The organism is Hymenobacter sp. DG01 (assembly GCF_006352025.1).
Taxonomy (GTDB): domain Bacteria; phylum Bacteroidota; class Bacteroidia; order Cytophagales; family Hymenobacteraceae; genus Hymenobacter.
In genome coordinates, this window is record NZ_CP040936.1 from 3,453,843 (window position 1) to 3,471,097 (window position 17,255).

Consider the following 17,255-nt stretch of genomic DNA (forward strand, 5'->3'; position numbering starts at 1 on the left):
TGGTAGCTTAGAAGCTTGAGGTCGTAGAGAACTGCACCTTAGTTGCGCTCCGCAATAAACTCTTGGTTGGCTTTAAACCAGGCCAGCGTTTTCTGCAGGCCTTCCCGGATGCGGATCTGGGGGTTGTAGCCCAGCAGGTTCTGGGCTTTGCTGATGTCGGCCAGGGAGTCACGGATGTCGCCGGGGCGGTCGGGGCCATACTCGGGGGTGATGTCGGAGCCGGCTTCTTCCTTTAGGATATTGAACAGGTCGTTGAGGGAAGTGCGGTCGGCCACGGCGATGTTGTACACTTGGTTTACCGCCTCGGGGTTTTGCACCAGCGCCGCCCGGATGTTAGCCTGCACGCAGTTCTCCACGAAGGTAAAGTCGCGGGTCTGGCCTCCGTCGCCGTTCATGCGCGGGCGCTTGCCTTCCAGCACGGCATCAATAAAGAGCGGAATTACGGCCGCGTAGGCGCCGTTCGGGTCTTGGCGGGGCCCGAAGATGTTGAAGTAGCGCAGCCCGATGATTTCCATCCCATAGGTTTTGCCAAACACATCGGCGTAGAGCTCGTTGGCGTACTTGGTTACGGCGTAGGGCGAAAGGGGCTTACCGATTCGGTCCTCTATTTTGGGTAGGGCCTTATGGTCGCCGTAGGTAGAGGATGAGGCCGCGTACACAAAGCGCTTCACGCCGGCTTCCTTAGCACCTACCAGCATGTTCACGAAGCCTCCTACATTCACGTCGTTGCTCGTGATGGGGTCGTTGATGGAGCGGGGTACTGAGCCGAGCGCAGCCTGGTGCAGCACCACATCAATGCCCTGGCAGGCATCGAGGCAGGTTTGCCGGTCCCGGATGTCGCCTTCAATCACGCGCAGAGCCGGATTACCCTCAAACAGCGCCACGTTTTTGCGGAAGCCGTTGGAGTAGTTGTCCAGCACACGCACTTCCTTAGCGCCGTACTTGAGCAGATATTCAACCAGATTTGAGCCGATAAAACCGGCTCCGCCCGTCACCAGGAAAGCCAGGTTATCGAGTGGCTGGTCGTGAAAAGGAGTTTCGTACATATGTCAATTAAAAACTGAGAATTAAAAATTAAAAATTGGCTGTTTGAACTGCGCAGAGCACCTTATGTAGGCGTCAGCGCAATTTTCAATTCTCCATTTTTAATCTTTAATCAATCTACCGGTTGTACTGCTTCTGGTAGTATTCCTGGTAGGCGCCGCTGGTCACGTGGTCGAGCCACTCCTGGTTTTCCAAGTACCAATCCACAGTCTGGGACAACCCTTGTTCGAACGTTACGGATGGCTTCCAGCCCAGCTCGTTCATGATTTTGCTGGAATCGATGGCATAGCGCAGGTCGTGGCCGGCTCGGTCCGTCACGAAGGTGATGAGCTGGCGCGAAGTGCCTTTTTCCTTGCCCGTTTTCTCGTCCAGCGTGTCGCAGAGCAGGTGAATCAGGTCGAGGTTTTTCCACTCGTTCACGCCGCCAATGTTGTAGGTCTCGCCTACTTTGCCCTTATGGAAAACCGCGTCAATAGCCGTGGCGTGGTCTTTCACGAACAGCCAGTCGCGCACGTTCTCGCCCTTGCCGTACACCGGCACCGGCTGGTTGGTGCGGATGCGGTGAATGGCCAGCGGAATCAGCTTTTCGGGGAAGTGGTTGGGCCCGTAGTTGTTAGAGCAGTTGCTCAGCTTCACGGGCATGTGGTAGGTGTGATGCCAGGCCCGCACGAAGTGGTCCGACGAGGCCTTAGAGGCCGAGTACGGCGAACGGGGGTCATAGGGAGTTTCCTCGGTGAACATCTCCGGACCCATTTCCAGCGAGCCGTACACCTCATCGGTACTCACGTGGTAGAAGGTTTTGCCCTCGTAGCCCAGGGGCTTCCAGAGATTTTTGGCCGCGTTGAGCAGGTGCACCGTACCCAGCACGTTCGTTTTCACGAAGGCCAGTGGGTCAGTGATGCTGCGGTCCACGTGCGACTCAGCGGCCAGGTGAATCACGGCATCGGGCTCCTCGGTAGCAAACAGCTGATCTACGAAGGCCTGATCGGTAATATCGCCTTTTACCAACCGGTAGTTGGGGGCCGATTCAATGTCGCGCAGGTTTTCGAGGTTGCCGGCGTAGGTCAGGGCATCCAGGTTCAGAATCTGATATTCCGGATACTTGGTCACGAACAGGCGCACCACGTGCGACCCAATGAAGCCGGCCCCGCCGGTGATAATGATTTTCATTCTTTCAGGAGTAACTGAGTAATGGAGTAACTGGGTAGGCAGAGCGAAGAACCACCAAGCAACTGAGTAAACAATCCGGCCTGTTCAAGCAGGCAATGGGAGCAGGCTACGCAGGTGCTCAGTTACTAAGCTACTTGCTCAGTGCCTGTTGCCACTTCCAGGCGCTGCTCAGAGCTTCCTCCAGGGTGGAGGTAGTCTGGAAGCCCAGCTCTTGGGTTGATTTGGTTACGTCGGCATAGATGGCGGGCACGTCGCCGGGGCGGGGCGGGCCGATGACGTAGTTCAGCTGCTGGCCGGTAGCCCGTTCAAATGCCTGCACTACCTCCAGCACCGAGTTGCCCCGGCCGGTACCCACGTTAAAAGTTTCTACCCGTTCGGCCTGAGCATCAAGCAGGCGCTGCACGGCCACTACGTGAGCTTTTGCCAGGTCCACCACGTGCACATAGTCGCGGATGTTGGTTCCGTCGGGCGTATCGTAGGTGTTGCCGTAAATAGTGAGCTTTTCCCGGATGCCGGCCGCTGTTTGGGTTACATACGGAATCAGGTTCTGGGGTACGCCGAGGGGTAGCTCACCGATTTTGGCCGATGGGTGCGCTCCAATCGGATTAAAGTAGCGCAGCAGAATAGTGCGCAGGCTGGCGCCGGGAGCAGCGGCCACGTCTCGCAAAATGTCTTCGCACATCTGCTTGGTAGCACCGTAGGGCGAGTTGGCCTTTTTAGTAGGCGTCTGCTCGGTTACGGGCAGCGCATCGGGCACGCCATACACGGTGCAGGACGAGGAAAACACCAAAGACTCCACGCCAAACTCGCGCATCACCTGCAACAAGGTTAGCAGAGAGCCTACGTTGTTCTGGTAGTACTCCAGAGGCTTCTGCACCGATTCGCCGACCGCCTTGTAGGCCGCAAAGTGAATGACGCCCCGCAGACTGCCTTCTTCGGCAAACACGGCCCGCATGGCTTCAATGTCGTTGCAGTCGATGCCATGGAAAGGCACTTTTACACCCAGGATTTCCTCTAAGCCCCGCAAGGCCGACTCCTGGGAGTTGCTGAAGTTGTCAATGATAACGGGCTGAAAGCCGGCCTCATACAACTCTACTACTGCGTGCGAGCCGATGTAGCCGGCTCCACCCGTAACGAGGATTTTGGTTCTGTCCATATCAGTTAATGAGATGGTAAGATGGTGAGATGGTGAGTTGAAGTGTCGCTTGTGCCGTTACTACGGGCAAACTCACCATCTTACCATATCACCGTTACAGGCTCCAGTATGCCAGGTCTTTGATTTTACCGCGGAACAGACCTTTAATATCCACTAGCACCGCCGGCTGGTTGGTAATGCCTTTGAAGTAAGACTCCTCAAGGGCCGCGTAGGGCAGGTGGCTTACTGCTACCACTACCCCGTCATAATCGGTGCGGATCTGGTCTTCCGGAATCAGGCGGAAACCGTATTCGTGGTATAGTTCCTCCGAATCGGCGTGGGGGTCCACGATGTCCACGTTTACCGAGAAGTTTTTCAGCTCGTTGATGACATCGGCCACTTTGGAGTTGCGAATGTCTTCTACGTTTTCCTTGAAGGTAGCACCCATTACCAGCACCCGGCTCTTGGAAATATCCTTGCCCTGCTTGATCATGGTCTGCACCGTTTTACGGGCGATGTAGGCGCCCATATTATCGTTGGTGGTGCGGCCCGACAGAATCACCTTGGCATCGTAGCCCAGCTCTTTAGCCTTGTAGGTGAGGTAGTAAGGGTCAACGCCAATGCAGTGCCCGCCCACCAGACCGGGCGAGAATTTCAGGAAGTTCCACTTGGTGCCGGCCGCTTCCAGCACCTCATAGGTGTTGATGTGCATGCGGTCAAAAATCATCGACAGCTCGTTCATCAACGCAATATTCACGTCGCGCTGGGTATTTTCGATGATTTTAGCGGCTTCCGCTACCTTAATGCTGCTGGCGCGGTGCACGCCGGCCTGCACTACCAACTCGTAGGTGCGGGCAATTTCCTCCAAAGACTCCGCGTCGCAGCCGGCTACTACCTTCACAATGCTGGAAAGAGTGTGCTCCTTGTCGCCGGGGTTAATGCGCTCGGGCGAGTAACCCACCTTGAAGTCGCCTTTGGCGAAGCTCAGCCCTGACTGCTTTTCCAGTACCGGAATGCAGTCCTCCTCGGTGCAGCCCGGGTACACGGTGCTTTCAAATACCACATAGTCGCCCTTCTTCAGCACCTTGCCCACTGACGAAGAGGCGCCCAGCAGCGGTTTCAGGTCAGGCTGAGCGTGCTCATCAATGGGCGTGGGCACGGCCACAATGTAGAAGGTAGCCTGGCGCAGCACTTCCAGCGAGTCGGTAAACTCAATATCGCAGCCCTCAAAGTCCTTGGCCTCCAGCTCTCCACTCGGATCAATGTTGTTACGCATCATATCCACGCGCTTGGCATTGATATCAAAGCCGATAACCTGGATTTTGCGGGCGAATTCGAGGGCGATGGGCAGACCTACGTAGCCGAGGCCAATGACGGCCAGCTTGGCCTGTTTCTGGAGAAGTTGCTCGTACACGATAGCGGAATTTAGAAACTTGAAGACTTGAAAATGAGTGGGAGGCGCGGACCGGGAACGGCGTGGCTGCCTAACCGGGGCTGATACGCGAAACCAAGCCGTCGGTTAGCTGATATTGCTCTTGGCTTTCGGGACAGGTGGCGCGGCCATCCTCCCCGAAGCGTAGGGGGTGGCCGTAGGTACTCAGCCAGCCCCGATGGCGGGCCGGATTGCCGTACACCAGAGCGTACGGCGCTACGTCGCGCGTTACCACGGAGCCTGCCCCTACAAGGGCATACTCCCCAAGGCTGACCCCGCAGACAATGGTACTGTTGGCCCCAATACTGACGCCTTGGGCCAGGCGGGTGGGAAGGTAGTGCCCGTCGCCACGCCGCGGTACGGCGGCGCGGGGATTCAGTACGTTGGTAAACACAGCCGAAGGACCAATAAACACGTCATCGGCGCAGGTCACGCCGCTGTACAGGCTCACGTTGTTCTGGACTTTCACGTTGCGCCCCAGCGTTACACCCTCCGCCACAAACACATTCTGGCCCAATGAGCAGCCCGGGCCCAGCTCAGCACCGGCGCTTACGTGGCAAAAGTGCCAGATGCGGCACCCGGCCCCAATGCGGCAGCCCTCGTCCAGGACGGCTGTGGGATGCGCATAATAACCGGAAGCGTCGGGCATGCCGAAGGGAGATGGTGAGCAGAATTTCAGCCGGCAAAGGTAGGGGTTTTGGAAGTGTGTTGAGAATTTATTGCGACACTTCCGCCTGACTACCGGCCGGTTGCTTACCGCGGCGCGGTGTAGTGCTGGGCCCAGCCTACCCCGGCCAGGTAGCGCGCACCAGCCGGGCCTTGCCAAACAAATCCAGTTGGGCTTCGGGGGCCTGGTAGCCCAGACCTTGCAGCATGGCAAGGGTTTCAGCCGCAAACTGCTCATTGATTTCAAAGTACACCGTGCCTCCCGACTCCAATAAACGGCAACCCAGCCCGGCAATGCGGCGGTAGAAAAGCAGCGGGTTGTGGTTGGGTACGAACAGGGCGGTAGCCGGCTCGTAGTCGAGCACGTTGGGGCGCATCAGGGGGCGCTCCTGCTCCAGCACGTAGGGCGGGTTACTAACCAGTATCTGCAACGGCGCCTGCAGCCGGGGCTCTTCCTGCAGAATATCTACCTGCTGAAAATCAACCGTAACCCCATAGGTAGCGGCATTGCGCCGGGCTACGGACAGGGCTTCGGCCGAAATATCCACGGCCGTCAGGTGCGGGGAGGCCAGCTGCTGGGCCAGGGCCAGCGGAATACAGCCCGAGCCTGTGCCCACATCCAGCACCCGCAAGCCGGAGCGGTGGCGCTGCTCTTCTGCAATCAGGGCCACCAGCTCCTCGGTTTCGGGCCGCGGGATAAGGGTGGCGGGCGTTACTTCCAGCTCCAGGCCGGCAAAGTGGGCCTGGCCAAGCACGTACTGCAGCGGCTCGTGGCGAAGCAGCCGGGCCTGCAGGGGCTCCAGGGCCGCCAGCACATCGGTGGGCACGGGCTCTGCGGCCTGCATGCGCCGCTGCAAGGGCGTGAGCTGCAGCAGATGCTCTAGCACCTGGCCGGCAATGGCTTCGGCTTCGGGAGCCGGGTAGAGGGTAGCCAGCTCCGCCGCGAGGTGGGCAGTAAGCTGGCGAAGCGTGGGCGTGGGCATAGGGCAAAAGTACGACAGATAGAGCGGGGCGGCGGGGTGGTTTCGCGGGGAACTGTATCTTCACCCTGCTTCCGCCCTACCCCTACCCACCCGCCCATGCTTGCTACTTCCACTTCTTCTTTTTCCGATTTCGACCAACTGATGATGCACCGGGCCCTGGACCTGGCCCGACTGGGGGCAGGCCACACCCGGCCTAACCCCCTGGTCGGGTGCGTCATCACGCACAATGGGCGCATTCTGGGGGAAGGGTGGCACCAGCGGTACGGCGGGCCGCACGCGGAGGTGAATGCCGTAGCCGCGGTAACGGAGCCGCACCTGCTACCCCAAAGCCGTGTGTACGTGACGTTGGAGCCTTGCTCCCACTTCGGCAAAACGCCGCCCTGCGCCGACTTGCTCATTGAGAAGCAGGTAGCGGAGGTCGTCATATGCAGCCTCGACCCGAACCCGCTGGTGGCGGGCCGCGGTATTGCCCGGCTGCGTGAAGCCGGCATTAAGGTAGAAACAGGGCTGCTGGAAGCCGAAGGGCGCTGGCTGAACCGGCGGTTTTTCACCTTCCAGGAACAGCAGCGGCCCTACGTGGTGCTGAAATGGGCCGAAACCGCCGACGGCTACTTAGCCGGGCCGTACTTCCAGCCGGTGGCCATCAGCGGCGAGCTGGCCCGGGTGGCCGTGCACCAGTGGCGCTCCGAGGAGCACGCCATTCTGGTGGGCACCCGCACGGCCCTGCACGATAACCCCCGCCTGAACGTGCGCGAGTGGCCCGGCCCCAGCCCCGTCCGCCTCGTCATCGACAAAAACCTGAGCCTGCCGCCTACCCATCACCTCTTCGACGGCAGCCAGCCCACCATTGTATATACCTATCGGCAGCGGGCTTCCAAGGACCACCTCACGTTCACGACCCTGTCTCAGGCCGAGGATCTGTTTCCGCAGATTCTGCAGAGCCTGCACCAGCAGCAGGTACAGTCCGTGCTGGTAGAAGGTGGCCCTACGGTACTCAACTCCCTCCTGAAAGATGGACTATGGGACGAGGCCCGCGTTATTCGCAGCGCCCGGCGCCTTGGTGGCGGCGTGGCGGCCCCCCATATCGGCCTCACCGGCCTGCACGAGCAGTTCCGCCTTGGCCCGGACGAGGTGTTTATATATAAGAAGTGAGGGGGTGATGTGGTGATGTGGTGATGAGGACACGAAAGGCGTAAGGGGTTTACCTTTACCAATCGAACCCTCCTTTACCCCATCACCTCATGTCCGAAGAACTTCACCTCGATACTACCCTTACAAAAGCCGAGCAATACCGCCAGCTCCTACCCCAGATTGAGGCCCTAACCACCGGCGAGCCGGACCTGACAGCCAACCTCGCCAACACGGCGGCCGCGCTACGACAGGCGTTCGGCTTTTTTTGGGTGGGCTTCTACCTGGTGAAAGACGACGAACTGGTGCTGGGTCCGTTCCAGGGACCTATTGCCTGCACCCGCATCCGGCGCGGCAAGGGCGTTTGTGGGGCCAGCTGGGAGCGGGCCGCCACGGTGCTGGTGCCCGACGTGGAGCAGTTTCCTGGTCATATTGCCTGCAGCTCCGATTCCAAGTCGGAAATAGTAGTGCCGGTGCTCAAGAACGGGCAGGTGGTAGCCGTGCTGGACGTGGACAGCGACCAGTTGAATGATTTCGACCACGACGACCAGCAAGCCCTGGAGCAGCTCATGCCGCTGGTAGCCGGGTGGTTTTAGCACGGGAAAGGGGGTAGGAAGCAGGGCATAAAGTCTTGGCTTGTGGTGCATCAGAAGCCCTGAGCGCTTAACTTACTACGCACAACCCGAACCCACTCCACCCCACCCATGCGTAAAGTAGTTTTATACATTGCGACTAGCCTCGATGGCTACATCGCCTCGCCCGATGGCTCCGTTGAATGGCTGCCTACTCCGCCCCCGGGCGAAGACTATGGTTATGCCAACTTCCTGGCCACGGCCGACGCTACCCTGCTCGGCCGCGCTACCTATGAGCAGGTCCTGACGTTTGGCGAGTGGCCCTACCCGACCCTCACCAACTACGTGTTCACGCACCGCCCGCCCGCCGAGCCGGCCCACCCCTCGGTGCATTTCATTACCGAAGACCCTACGCGGTTTGTGGCGCAGCTGAAGCGCGAGGCCGGTGATACCATCTGGCTGATTGGGGGTAGCACCCTGGCCGCCCCGCTGCTGGCCGCCGGCCTGATTGACGAGCTGATGCTGTTTATTGTGCCGCAGCTGCTGGGCTCGGGCATTCCGCTGTGGCGGGAGCAACCCCAGCCCCGTTCACTGGATTTGCAGAAAACCCAGACCTGGCCCGACGGCACCACCCTGCTGCATTACCTGCTGCCCACTTTGGAAGCGCAACAGGCCGTAAGCACTGAAGCGCCCGCCGCCTTGGCTAACTAACCCGAACTGCTACCCCTGAAAAGCCAGTGAGGCCCCGCTACCGGTAGCGGGGCCTCACTGGCTTTTCAGGGGTAGTGAATGCTAGAAGATAGAAGGAGCATCGGTCTTGAGCTGGGCAATAACGGTCTGACCGCCTTTTACCTTCTCGCCAATCTGCACTTTCACCTCTGTATCCAGGGGCACGAAAATATCCACGCGGGAGCCGAACTTAATGAAGCCGAACTCCTCGCCCTGGCTTACTTCGTCGCCCTCATTTACATACCATACAATGCGGCGGGCCATGGCGCCGGCAATCTGGCGAAACAGCACAAACGGACCAGCTTCCGACTCCACTACCACCGTGGTACGCTCGTTTTTGGTGCTGCTTTTGGGGTGCCAGGCTACCAGGTAGTTGCCGGGGTGGTACTTGAAGTAGCGCACGATGCCCGAAATAGGGTTGCGGGTGATGTGCACGTTAATCGGCGACATGAAGATGCTGATCTGCTTGCGCTCATCGTCGAAGTACTCGGGCTCGTGCACATTCTCAATCACCACCACCTTCCCGTCGGCCGGGGCAATAACCAGGTCCTCGTGGGTGAAGAGGCGGCGGGCCGGGCTCCGGAAAAACTGCAGCAGCGTCAGGAAGACGATAACTGAAATAACGGCAAATACCTTGTTGAACCCGTCGTTTTCGGCGTTGTAGCGGAACAGCAGCAGGTTCACGGCCAGCAGGGCCAGCAGGGTAAAGAACAGAATACGTCGTCCTTCTTTGTGGATCTTCATGAATCGCTGATTTGCGCTGATTACGTTGATTTAGCTTACGCTGTCCTCCGGTTCGCTGATTCAGACGCTCTTTCTAAAAAAATAAACTGGCTGCCCGCTGTCAAAACCGGCCTGCCACCAGCTAAACTACACAAAGATAGCCCGAGCCACCGGCCCGGGCTATCAAAAGCAAATATAATGAGGAGTTGGCAGAAGGGAATCAGCCCCTCCCCACGCCCGCTCATTCCACTAATTTCTGCCAGAGAAACCAGTGCAGTCAGCGGGAACCTGTGATACTAGAAGCCGCCGCGGAACTTGTAGGTCTGGGCTACTTTATCAATGGCTACCACGTAGGCGGCAATGCGCATCGGGATGTTGTACTTCTGGGAGGTAGCGTACACCTTCTCGAAAGCCTCGGTCATGATGCGGTCAGCGCGCTCAGTCACCATGTCTTCGCTCCACTTGAAGCCCTGGCGGTTCTGCACCCACTCGAAGTACGATACCGTAACCCCACCCGAGTTGGCCAGGATATCCGGCACCACCATAATGCCTTTCTCGTTGATAATGGAGTCAGCCGAGGCCGAAGTCGGGCCGTTGGCGCCTTCCACAATCAGCTTGGCCTTGATGGCGTGGGCGTTGTGCTCGGTGATGACGTCTTCCACGGCGGCGGGTACCAGCAGGTCCACGTCGGCCAGCAGCAGGTCGTCGGCGTTTTCCATCAGCGTAGCGCCAGTGTAGCCATCAAGACGACCTTTATGGGCGTTCTTATACGCTACGGCTTCGTCGATGTTGATGCCGGCTTCATTCCAGTAAGCACCGCTCACGTCGGAAACACCTTTGATTTTCACGCCCTTCTCGCAGAGCAGCTTGGCCGCCCAGGAGCCCACGTTGCCGAAGCCCTGCACCACCGCCGACGTTTGAGCGGGGTCCATGCCCAGCTTTTTCATGGCAGCCAGCGCCGATACCATCACACCGCGGCCAGTGGCCTCGGTGCGGCCCAGCGAACCACCCATTACCAGGGGCTTACCGGTTACTACGGCCGGCGAGGTAGCACCCACCGTTTTGCTGAACTCGTCCATCAGCCAGGCCATTTCGCGGGGGCCGGTGCCCATGTCAGGAGCCGGAATATCGCGGTCGGGGCCGAACACGTCCTTCATGGCCAGGGTGTAGCCACGGGTCAGACGCTCGATTTCGCCGGCGCTCATGGTGGTCGGGTCGCAGATGATGCCACCCTTAGCGCCACCGTAAGGAATATCTACCACGGCGCACTTCCAGGTCATCCAGGCGGCCAGGGCCTTCACCTCATCGAGGTGCACGTTTTTATCGTAGCGGATGCCGCCCTTGCTGGGGCCCAGGATGGTGTTGTGCACAACCCGGTAGCCTTCAAACACGCGCACTTTGCCGTTGTCCATCGTCACGGGGATGTGCACGATAACCTGCTTATCAGGCGCTTTCAGAACGTTGTAGGTTTCGTCATCAAGCCCGAGGATTTCCGTGGCCACGTTGAAACGCGACATCATGGATTCCAGGGGGTTTTCGGCATCAACGCGGGGTGCCGGCTCTTTGTACACCGTGGTGGCAGCCATACGGGTAAGGGGTTGGGTGGGTGAGAATATTTACCTAGCGACTAAAGCGGTGGGAGCTGCAGCCGCGCACAAAAATTGGGTGGTCAAAGGTAGTAGGTTTATGCCATACGCGGGGAAGGCCGCTTGGGGTACGGCACAGGCCCAACTAACCTTCTGCTTATCTTCTTAATAAGAGCGGGCCGCCGGTTGCAAGGTTTATAGCATCCGGCCTGAATAGCTACGAGCCTTGCTAAAACCCTGCTTTATTTTCTTAACATTAAAAAAGCCAGCTAACCTCCCAAGAGGCTAGCTGGCTTTTACTTTTTAGAGAATTTTACCACCTGGGGCCGCTTGCTGCGGCGGTGTGCCTACCCCAGCAGAAGCTGTAAAAGCGCCAGCACGGGTAAAATGAACAGGAAAGCATCGAACCGGTCGAGCAGGCCGCCGTGGCCGGGCATGATGCGGCCCGAGTCTTTCACATCGACGCTGCGCTTGAGCATGGATTCGGCCAGGTCGCCGAGGGGGCCGAATACGGCTACCACGCCGGCTACTACCAGGCGGTAGGTCAGGGAGAGTTCCGGCAACAGGTAGCCCAGAGCCCAACCCATACCCAAGGTCAGCAGGAAGCCCCCGATGGCACCTTCCCAGGTTTTGCCGGGTGAGATTTTAGGCGCCAGCTTGTGCTTACCGAAGGTTTTGCCAGCCGCGTAAGCCCCAATATCCGAGGACCACACCAGCAGCAGCAGCGCAAAAATCCGGCGGTAGTCGTAGCCTTGTGGCGTGAAAGCCAGCACGTTCAGCAAGCTCATGGGCAGGCTCACGTAGAGCAGTCCCAGCAGCGCTACACCCACGTTGGAAAAGGGTGAGAAATCTTGTTTTTCGCGCGGCCACGCAGCCATTTCTCGCAGAATCAGAATAACGGGCAGCAGCACTACCAACGAAAACCCCAGCTTAAGCAGCAGGCTTTTCTCTCGGGTAATAAAGCCTGGATTAAGGCTGCTTAGCGCCGCACCTCCCCCGAATATATCCCCGAGGTAGTTAGGCATCGCACACAGGTAAGCCGCGCCCAGAAAAAACACTAAGCTCAGCCCACCACCCAGCAGCGCGGCCGGCTTGTACCCTACCTCCCGCATCATGCGGTAGAACTCCCAGAGCATCCGCATCTGCACTACCCCAAAAAACAGCGCGAATGTCCAGGCGCTGTACCACACGCTCCCCAGCAGTAGCACGGCCCCAATGGCGCCGAAGATGACGCGCTGAGTCAAGTTGGACATGGGCGGCTTTCCGGCCGGGGGCTCAGTAGTGGCAGACGAGGCAGGGGCGGGAGAAACAGACACCAGCGGGGAATTTAAGGGGAGAGAAATCAGGAAGTAGTAGCAAAAGCCTCACAGGGGTTTACTCGGCGCGCGTTGTGTCCACACCATCATGGCTAAGGGTGCGGGCAGCGGCCGGGGCTCCAGGCTCGGGGGTGCTTACGGCTACGCCGGTGCTGCCCAGGGTCCGCAGCGTGGTGGGTAGCTCGTGGCGACCGGGCTGCTGCATCTGACGGTAAAGCTGCCAGAGCATGGCAGCGCAAATAGCCAGTGAGGCTACTACCAGGTACCAGGGCAGGCTTTCGGTAGAGTCGGGGTCATAGTCGGCGCTGGCCCACTGATGCTGAGCATTGTAAAGCAGGCCCAGCTGAAAGGCATTCTGGGCGAAATGCGCTGCCATAGGCACCAGAATGTTGCCGCTCCACTCGTAGAGGTAGCCCAGCACCAGGCCCAGCACAAAGCGCGGCACAAAGCCCTGAAACTGAAAGTGTGCAGCACTGAATACAGCCGCCGCCAGCCAGATGCCGGCGTGACGTCCGGCCCACTGCACCAGGTTGCGCTGCAGCACGCCCCGGAAAAACAGCTCCTCACTGACGGCCGGCACCACGGCCATAACCAGCAGCCCGATAACCAGGCGCAAGGGCGAGGAAAAGTTAGTCAGGACTTTCAGGGTGGCTTTGGCCTGCTCTTCCTTTAGCAGCATCCACTCCGGCAGGTCCCAGCTGGCGTTCCAGGCAATCAGGGCCGACATCACCGGCAGGCTCAATACAATCAAGCCGGCGGCCAGCAGCAGCCACTGCACCGCGACCGGCCGGCGAGGCGCCACATAGTCGAGTATCCGGTTGCCCGTTAGCACGATGAAGGCCACCGCCGCGCCCCCGAAAGCCCCTAGCAGCAGCAGGCCCTGGCTTAGCATGGATACGCCCCAACCATTGGGGTAGTCGGCGGGCCGCTGGGTTACGTTGCCTAGCTCCATGAGGCCAACCCCAAAAAACAGATTGCTGGTAATAGCAATCAGCAGCATGGAAAGGCTGAAGGTGGCCACCAGCAGGACGACAAGCAGGCCGAGGTTGGCAAGGGGGTGCAACCGGCTGGAGACGAAACCTTTCATGGGAATTTGGTGCTTAGAGCGTAGGATTTAGGGCTTAGTGGCTATTTCCGCGGGTACAAGGCTCAGGTGCCAGGCACCCAGCACTTCCGACTAAGCACTAAGTCGTAAATTTGCGCAAAATACTAGAATAGACTGCCGTGGTACACATCCGCAACATTGCCCTCCCCGATTTCCCTTTGCTGCTCGCACCCATGGAGGACGTGTCGGACCCGCCGTTCCGGGCCGTGTGCAAGCAGGGCGGGGCTGATTTGATGTACACCGAGTTTATTTCCTCGGAAGGCCTGATCCGGGCCGCCGCCAAAAGCCGGCAGAAGCTCGACGTATTCGACTATGAGCGGCCCATCGGCATTCAGCTCTTCGGCTCCGATGTGGAAACCATGGGCGAGTGCGCCCGCATCAGCACCGAAGCCGGCCCCGACCTCATCGACATCAACTACGGCTGCCCCGTGAAGCAAGTGGCCTGCCGGGGCGCCGGGGCGGCACTGTTGCGCGATATTCCGAAGATGGTCGAAATGACCTCGGCCGTCGTGAAGGCTACCCACTTGCCCGTGACGGTAAAAACCCGCCTGGGCTGGGACGACTCGACCAAGAACGTGGAGGACGTGGCTGAGCGCCTGCAGGATATTGGCATTGAGGCCCTCACGGTCCACGGCCGCACCCGCGTGCAGATGTACAAGGGCGAGGCCGACTGGGAGCTGATTGGCCGCATCAAGAATAACCCGCGCATCAAAATTCCCATCTTCGGCAACGGCGACATCGACTCGCCCCAGAAGGCTGTGGAGTACAAAAACCGCTACGGCGTGGATGGCGTGATGATTGGCCGGGCCGCCATTGGCTACCCCTGGATTTTTCGGGAAGTGAAGCACTACGCCGCCACCGGCCAACTCCTACCCCCTCCTACCGTGGAAGAACGGGTGCAGGCCTGCCGCATGCACTTCGAGAAAAGCCTGGAGTGGAAAGGACCGCGCGCTGGCGTGTTTGAAATGCGCCGCCACTACGCCCAGTATTTCCGGGGTCTGGAAGGTGCCCGCCAGTGGCGCACCCGCCTCGTGGAAAGCAATGACCCGCTGGAAATCCACGCCATCATGGACGAAATCATTGCCGCCGAGCCCGTGCTGGTGGGGTAGTTATCTACCTACCGTCTAATTTATGAACGTCATTCCGAGCTGGTCGAGGAATCTCGCGTGCTGATGTTGCAATAAGCATAACGCCAGCATACGAGAATCATCGACCAGCTCGGAATGACGTTTTGAAGTTCTTTATCCCCCCTCATGCCTACCCTCCCCCCCGCCCCGGCCGTCGCGGCTGCTCCCGAAGCCACGCCGGTAGCCGCACCCCCACCCCACCGCACGCCGGCCTCGGCCTGGGTGCTGCTGATTACGCTGGCTACTATCTGGGGCACCTCCTTTATCCTGATGAAGAAGGGCCTGGTAGTGTTTTCGGCTATGGAGCTGGGGGCTACGCGGGTGAGCGTGGCGGCGCTGCTGTTGCTGCCGTTTGCGCTTAAGCACCTGGGCAGGGTGGAGCGCAGCCGCTTCAAGTGGCTGGTGTTAAGCGGGGTAGTTGGCACCTTGGTTCCGGCCTTCCTGTTTGCCTACGCCGAAACCCGCATGGCCTCGGGCCTGGCCGGCGTGCTCAATGCCCTCACGGCCGTGTTTACCCTAGTAGTGGGCGCGGCTCTGTTCGGGCAGAAGCTGACAGGCCTGCGGGTGCTGGGCATCGGGCTGGGCCTGGCCGGCACGGTGGTGCTGATGCTACTGGGCGGCAGCGGCGGCGACGCTACTCCCTCGGGGGAAAGCAATGCTTGGTACGGCCTCTATATCGTGCTGGCAACGCTGGGCTACGGCGTAAGTGTGAACGTAATTAAGCACCACCTGCATGGCATTCCTTCGGTGGCGGTAACGGGCCTCTTGCTGCTGTTTATCGGCGGTCCGGCCTTGGCCTACCTGCTGCTGGGCACCGAGTTTTTACACAAGCTGGCAACCGTACCCGGTGCCTGGAAAGCCTTCGGCTATATTGCTCTGCTGGCTACCATGAGCACGGCCGTAGCCATGGTGCTGTTCAACAAGCTCATCCAAAGCTCTACGGCCCTGTTTGCCGCTTCCAACACCTACCTGGTGCCCATTATGGCCCTGGGCTGGGGCCTGCTCGACGGGGAGCAGTTCAACCTCTGGCACCTGCTGGGCATGCTGATTATTCTGGTCAGCGTAGCCATTATTCACCGGGCGAAGTAGGTATGATCCGACCTCTACACTTTCCAGCCGATGAGGCAGCTTATCAGGCCCTACGCCAGGATGGGTTGCAGCGCCAGCCGGAGTGCTTCCGCGTTACCCCCACCGACGACGCCAACCGCCCGCAGCGCCTAGCCGGGTATCAGCCCAGTAATGAGCACATGATCTGGGGTGCTTTCAAGGATACGTCGCTGGTAGGCATCATCCGTTTTGAGCGGGAAAGCCTGCAAAAGCTACGTCATAAAGGCCAGATCCGGGGCCTGTATGTACGGGCAGAAGCGGCTGGATCTGGCCTGGGGCGACAATTACTACGCACAGCGGTAAGCTTCGCCCGCACCCTACCCGGGTTGGAGCAGGTGCAGCTTAGCGTGGTGGCTTCCAACGCCCGGGCCCGCGGACTGTACACGACTGAGGGTTTCGTACTTACCGGCCGCGAGCCACACGCCCTCAAGTGGGAAGGCCGCTATTTCGATGAGGAAACGATGGTGCTGTTTCTGTAGGCAAGGCCTTATCTACCTGCCACTCTTTACTTTATAACTTCATCAATCAAATACACATACGGCCAATCGTGAAAACGCTCCGGCAGGGTCAGGCGTTGCGGGTGGCTCAGCAGGTAGGAGTTGATGCGGGTTAGTTCGGCGGCGTCCTGTCCGGGTAGCTCGTGAAAGCCGGTTTGCCAGAAATCGGCTTCGGCAGGGAGCTGGCCGCGGAGCAGGCGCCGGGCCTGGGTGGCGGTACGCTGGTGCAGCAGCTCCACGGTTTTTGGCAGGGAGAGGCCTACCCCCGCCGGCAGGTGCAGCACGACGTGCACATGGTTGGGCACTATCACGAAGCAAGGCACCCGCAGCCCCTGCTCTTCCAGCATCAGCAGCTCTCCGGCTACCATTTCGGCTAACTTTTCCTTCTCCAGATAGGCCGGGCCTACCGTGCGGACGTCCAGGAGGGCATCAAAGCCGGCGAAAAACTGCTTCTCAGCGCGGCGGTGCGCTTCTAGAGAATCAGCGGCTTGCTGGGCGGCTACGCGCTGAGTGTGCAGCTCCCGGCCGGCTTGCGCGGGGATGGAGCCAGCTAAGCGCAGGGTTAAAAAGATGGTTTCGCCGGGTGGGAGCATCAAATATGGCGAGTCAGTCACAATCAAAATTAGGGCTGAATAGGCGTTGTCCTTTAAGAGGGCCATATTCTTCAATAGATATTCTCGCGTCTTCCTGAGTTGCTTTAACTAACTCATCGAAACTCTCAAAACAGCGAAGCTTATCATAGATAAACTTCTCAGCAGCCATATCCTCCTCCAATATTTCGTAAGAATACAGCTTGTAAACACCTTGCCATTTTTGCAATCCAACCACTAGCCAGCATACTTTACCCTCCCGCATATAGCAAAGACTTTTGCCAATCTGCTTTCCTGCTTCTATCCATTCTTTTATCTCTTGTAACCTCGCCATAACCTTTGCTA

At 59.1% G+C, this 17,255-nt stretch carries 18 protein-coding genes; 6 read left to right on the forward strand and 12 right to left on the reverse strand.

Translation table 11 applies throughout. From position 1 onward, the window contains the following. Positions 1 to 38: 38 nt before the first annotated feature. The 6 genes from FGZ14_RS14645 to prmC form a co-directional block, all read right to left on the reverse strand. Entirely contained in the window at positions 39 to 1,046 is a 1,008-nt protein-coding gene (locus tag FGZ14_RS14645; protein WP_139924974.1) for an SDR family oxidoreductase, read from the reverse strand. 115 nt (positions 1,047 to 1,161) lie between these two features. After that, positions 1,162 to 2,214, reverse strand: a complete 1,053-nt coding sequence (rfbB, locus tag FGZ14_RS14650; RefSeq protein WP_139924975.1) for a dTDP-glucose 4,6-dehydratase — start codon at positions 2,212 to 2,214, stop codon at positions 1,162 to 1,164. Positions 2,215 to 2,344: 130 nt separating this feature from the next. After that, positions 2,345 to 3,370: a UDP-glucose 4-epimerase GalE gene (gene galE / locus FGZ14_RS14655; protein WP_139924976.1), complete on the reverse strand. Its 1,026-nt coding sequence runs from the start codon at positions 3,368 to 3,370 to the stop codon at positions 2,345 to 2,347. A 94-nt stretch (positions 3,371 to 3,464) separates the two neighbouring features. After that, the gene (locus tag FGZ14_RS14660; protein ID WP_139924977.1) at positions 3,465 to 4,763 is read right to left on the reverse strand and encodes a nucleotide sugar dehydrogenase; all 1,299 of its coding nucleotides are present in this window, start codon (positions 4,761 to 4,763) and stop codon (positions 3,465 to 3,467) included. Between the two features lie 70 nt (positions 4,764 to 4,833). Next, positions 4,834 to 5,430 carry an acyltransferase gene (locus FGZ14_RS14665; RefSeq protein WP_139924978.1) on the reverse strand — a complete coding sequence of 199 codons (597 nt, stop codon included), beginning with the start codon at positions 5,428 to 5,430 and terminating at the stop codon, positions 4,834 to 4,836. Between the two features lie 136 nt (positions 5,431 to 5,566). Next, positions 5,567 to 6,430, reverse strand: coding sequence for a peptide chain release factor N(5)-glutamine methyltransferase (gene prmC, locus FGZ14_RS14670; RefSeq protein WP_139924979.1), 864 nt, complete (start codon positions 6,428 to 6,430; stop codon positions 5,567 to 5,569). Between the two features lie 96 nt (positions 6,431 to 6,526). On the opposite strand from prmC, the gene ribD reads away from it, so the two are divergent. The 3 genes from ribD to FGZ14_RS14685 all read left to right on the forward strand — a co-directional run bounded on the left by ribD (position 6,527) and on the right by FGZ14_RS14685 (position 8,841). Next, the gene (gene ribD / locus FGZ14_RS14675; RefSeq protein ID WP_139924980.1) at positions 6,527 to 7,582 is read left to right on the forward strand and encodes a bifunctional diaminohydroxyphosphoribosylaminopyrimidine deaminase/5-amino-6-(5-phosphoribosylamino)uracil reductase RibD; all 1,056 of its coding nucleotides are present in this window, start codon (positions 6,527 to 6,529) and stop codon (positions 7,580 to 7,582) included. Positions 7,583 to 7,671: 89 nt separating this feature from the next. After that, positions 7,672 to 8,154 (forward strand): GAF domain-containing protein, encoded by a 483-nt coding sequence (locus FGZ14_RS14680; protein WP_139924981.1) that lies wholly within the window; start codon positions 7,672 to 7,674, stop codon positions 8,152 to 8,154. A 108-nt stretch (positions 8,155 to 8,262) separates the two neighbouring features. Further along, the gene (locus FGZ14_RS14685; RefSeq protein ID WP_139924982.1) at positions 8,263 to 8,841 is read left to right on the forward strand and encodes a dihydrofolate reductase family protein; all 579 of its coding nucleotides are present in this window, start codon (positions 8,263 to 8,265) and stop codon (positions 8,839 to 8,841) included. A gap of 81 nt (positions 8,842 to 8,922) precedes the next feature. On the opposite strand, the gene FGZ14_RS14690 is transcribed toward FGZ14_RS14685, so the two are convergent. The 4 genes from FGZ14_RS14690 to FGZ14_RS14705 form a co-directional block, all read right to left on the reverse strand. Next, a complete protein-coding gene (locus tag FGZ14_RS14690) occupies positions 8,923 to 9,603 on the reverse strand; it encodes a phosphatidylserine decarboxylase family protein (RefSeq protein WP_110978770.1) in 681 nt (226 codons plus the stop codon). Between the two features lie 275 nt (positions 9,604 to 9,878). Next, entirely contained in the window at positions 9,879 to 11,168 is a 1,290-nt protein-coding gene (locus FGZ14_RS14695) for a Glu/Leu/Phe/Val dehydrogenase (RefSeq protein ID WP_139924983.1), read from the reverse strand. A gap of 347 nt (positions 11,169 to 11,515) precedes the next feature. Then, positions 11,516 to 12,421, reverse strand: coding sequence for a phosphatidate cytidylyltransferase (locus tag FGZ14_RS14700; RefSeq protein WP_139924984.1), 906 nt, complete (start codon positions 12,419 to 12,421; stop codon positions 11,516 to 11,518). Between the two features lie 121 nt (positions 12,422 to 12,542). Then, positions 12,543 to 13,571: a CPBP family intramembrane glutamic endopeptidase gene (locus tag FGZ14_RS14705; RefSeq protein ID WP_139924985.1), complete on the reverse strand. Its 1,029-nt coding sequence runs from the start codon at positions 13,569 to 13,571 to the stop codon at positions 12,543 to 12,545. 137 nt (positions 13,572 to 13,708) lie between these two features. Between FGZ14_RS14705 and dusB the strand changes: the two genes are divergently transcribed. The 3 genes from dusB (at position 13,709) to FGZ14_RS14720 (ending at position 16,302) form a co-directional block, all read left to right on the forward strand. Further along, complete coding sequence (gene dusB / locus FGZ14_RS14710) at positions 13,709 to 14,698, forward strand: tRNA dihydrouridine synthase DusB (RefSeq protein WP_139924986.1); 990 nt, start codon at positions 13,709 to 13,711, stop codon at positions 14,696 to 14,698. Between the two features lie 144 nt (positions 14,699 to 14,842). Continuing rightward, positions 14,843 to 15,805, forward strand: a complete 963-nt coding sequence (locus tag FGZ14_RS14715) for a DMT family transporter (RefSeq protein WP_139924987.1) — start codon at positions 14,843 to 14,845, stop codon at positions 15,803 to 15,805. Positions 15,806 to 15,807: 2 nt separating this feature from the next. Next, the gene (locus tag FGZ14_RS14720; RefSeq protein ID WP_139924988.1) at positions 15,808 to 16,302 is read left to right on the forward strand and encodes a GNAT family N-acetyltransferase; all 495 of its coding nucleotides are present in this window, start codon (positions 15,808 to 15,810) and stop codon (positions 16,300 to 16,302) included. A gap of 26 nt (positions 16,303 to 16,328) precedes the next feature. On the opposite strand, the gene FGZ14_RS14725 is transcribed toward FGZ14_RS14720, so the two are convergent. Both FGZ14_RS14725 and FGZ14_RS14730 read right to left on the reverse strand, forming a co-directional pair. Next, positions 16,329 to 16,916 (reverse strand): transposase, encoded by a 588-nt coding sequence (locus FGZ14_RS14725; RefSeq protein WP_180754367.1) that lies wholly within the window; start codon positions 16,914 to 16,916, stop codon positions 16,329 to 16,331. 10 nt (positions 16,917 to 16,926) lie between these two features. Next, positions 16,927 to 17,244 carry a hypothetical protein gene (locus FGZ14_RS14730; protein WP_139924990.1) on the reverse strand — a complete coding sequence of 106 codons (318 nt, stop codon included), beginning with the start codon at positions 17,242 to 17,244 and terminating at the stop codon, positions 16,927 to 16,929. Between the last annotated feature and the right edge of the window lie 11 nt (positions 17,245 to 17,255).

Coding starts and splice junctions, on each gene's coding strand:
- FGZ14_RS14645 (WP_139924974.1), bottom strand. CDS start 1,046: ATGTACGAAACTCCTTTTCACGACCAGCCACTCGATAACCTGGCTTTC.
- rfbB (WP_139924975.1), bottom strand. CDS start 2,214: ATGAAAATCATTATCACCGGCGGGGCCGGCTTCATTGGGTCGCACGTG.
- galE (WP_139924976.1), bottom strand. CDS start 3,370: ATGGACAGAACCAAAATCCTCGTTACGGGTGGAGCCGGCTACATCGGC.
- FGZ14_RS14665 (WP_139924978.1), bottom strand. CDS start 5,430: ATGCCCGACGCTTCCGGTTATTATGCGCATCCCACAGCCGTCCTGGAC.
- prmC (WP_139924979.1), bottom strand. CDS start 6,430: ATGCCCACGCCCACGCTTCGCCAGCTTACTGCCCACCTCGCGGCGGAG.
- ribD (WP_139924980.1), top strand. CDS start 6,527: ATGCTTGCTACTTCCACTTCTTCTTTTTCCGATTTCGACCAACTGATG.
- FGZ14_RS14680 (WP_139924981.1), top strand. CDS start 7,672: ATGTCCGAAGAACTTCACCTCGATACTACCCTTACAAAAGCCGAGCAA.
- FGZ14_RS14685 (WP_139924982.1), top strand. CDS start 8,263: ATGCGTAAAGTAGTTTTATACATTGCGACTAGCCTCGATGGCTACATC.
- FGZ14_RS14690 (WP_110978770.1), bottom strand. CDS start 9,603: ATGAAGATCCACAAAGAAGGACGACGTATTCTGTTCTTTACCCTGCTG.
- FGZ14_RS14695 (WP_139924983.1), bottom strand. CDS start 11,168: ATGGCTGCCACCACGGTGTACAAAGAGCCGGCACCCCGCGTTGATGCC.
- FGZ14_RS14700 (WP_139924984.1), bottom strand. CDS start 12,421: ATGTCCAACTTGACTCAGCGCGTCATCTTCGGCGCCATTGGGGCCGTG.
- FGZ14_RS14705 (WP_139924985.1), bottom strand. CDS start 13,571: ATGAAAGGTTTCGTCTCCAGCCGGTTGCACCCCCTTGCCAACCTCGGC.
- FGZ14_RS14715 (WP_139924987.1), top strand. CDS start 14,843: ATGCCTACCCTCCCCCCCGCCCCGGCCGTCGCGGCTGCTCCCGAAGCC.
- FGZ14_RS14720 (WP_139924988.1), top strand. CDS start 15,808: ATGATCCGACCTCTACACTTTCCAGCCGATGAGGCAGCTTATCAGGCC.
- FGZ14_RS14730 (WP_139924990.1), bottom strand. CDS start 17,244: ATGGCGAGGTTACAAGAGATAAAAGAATGGATAGAAGCAGGAAAGCAG.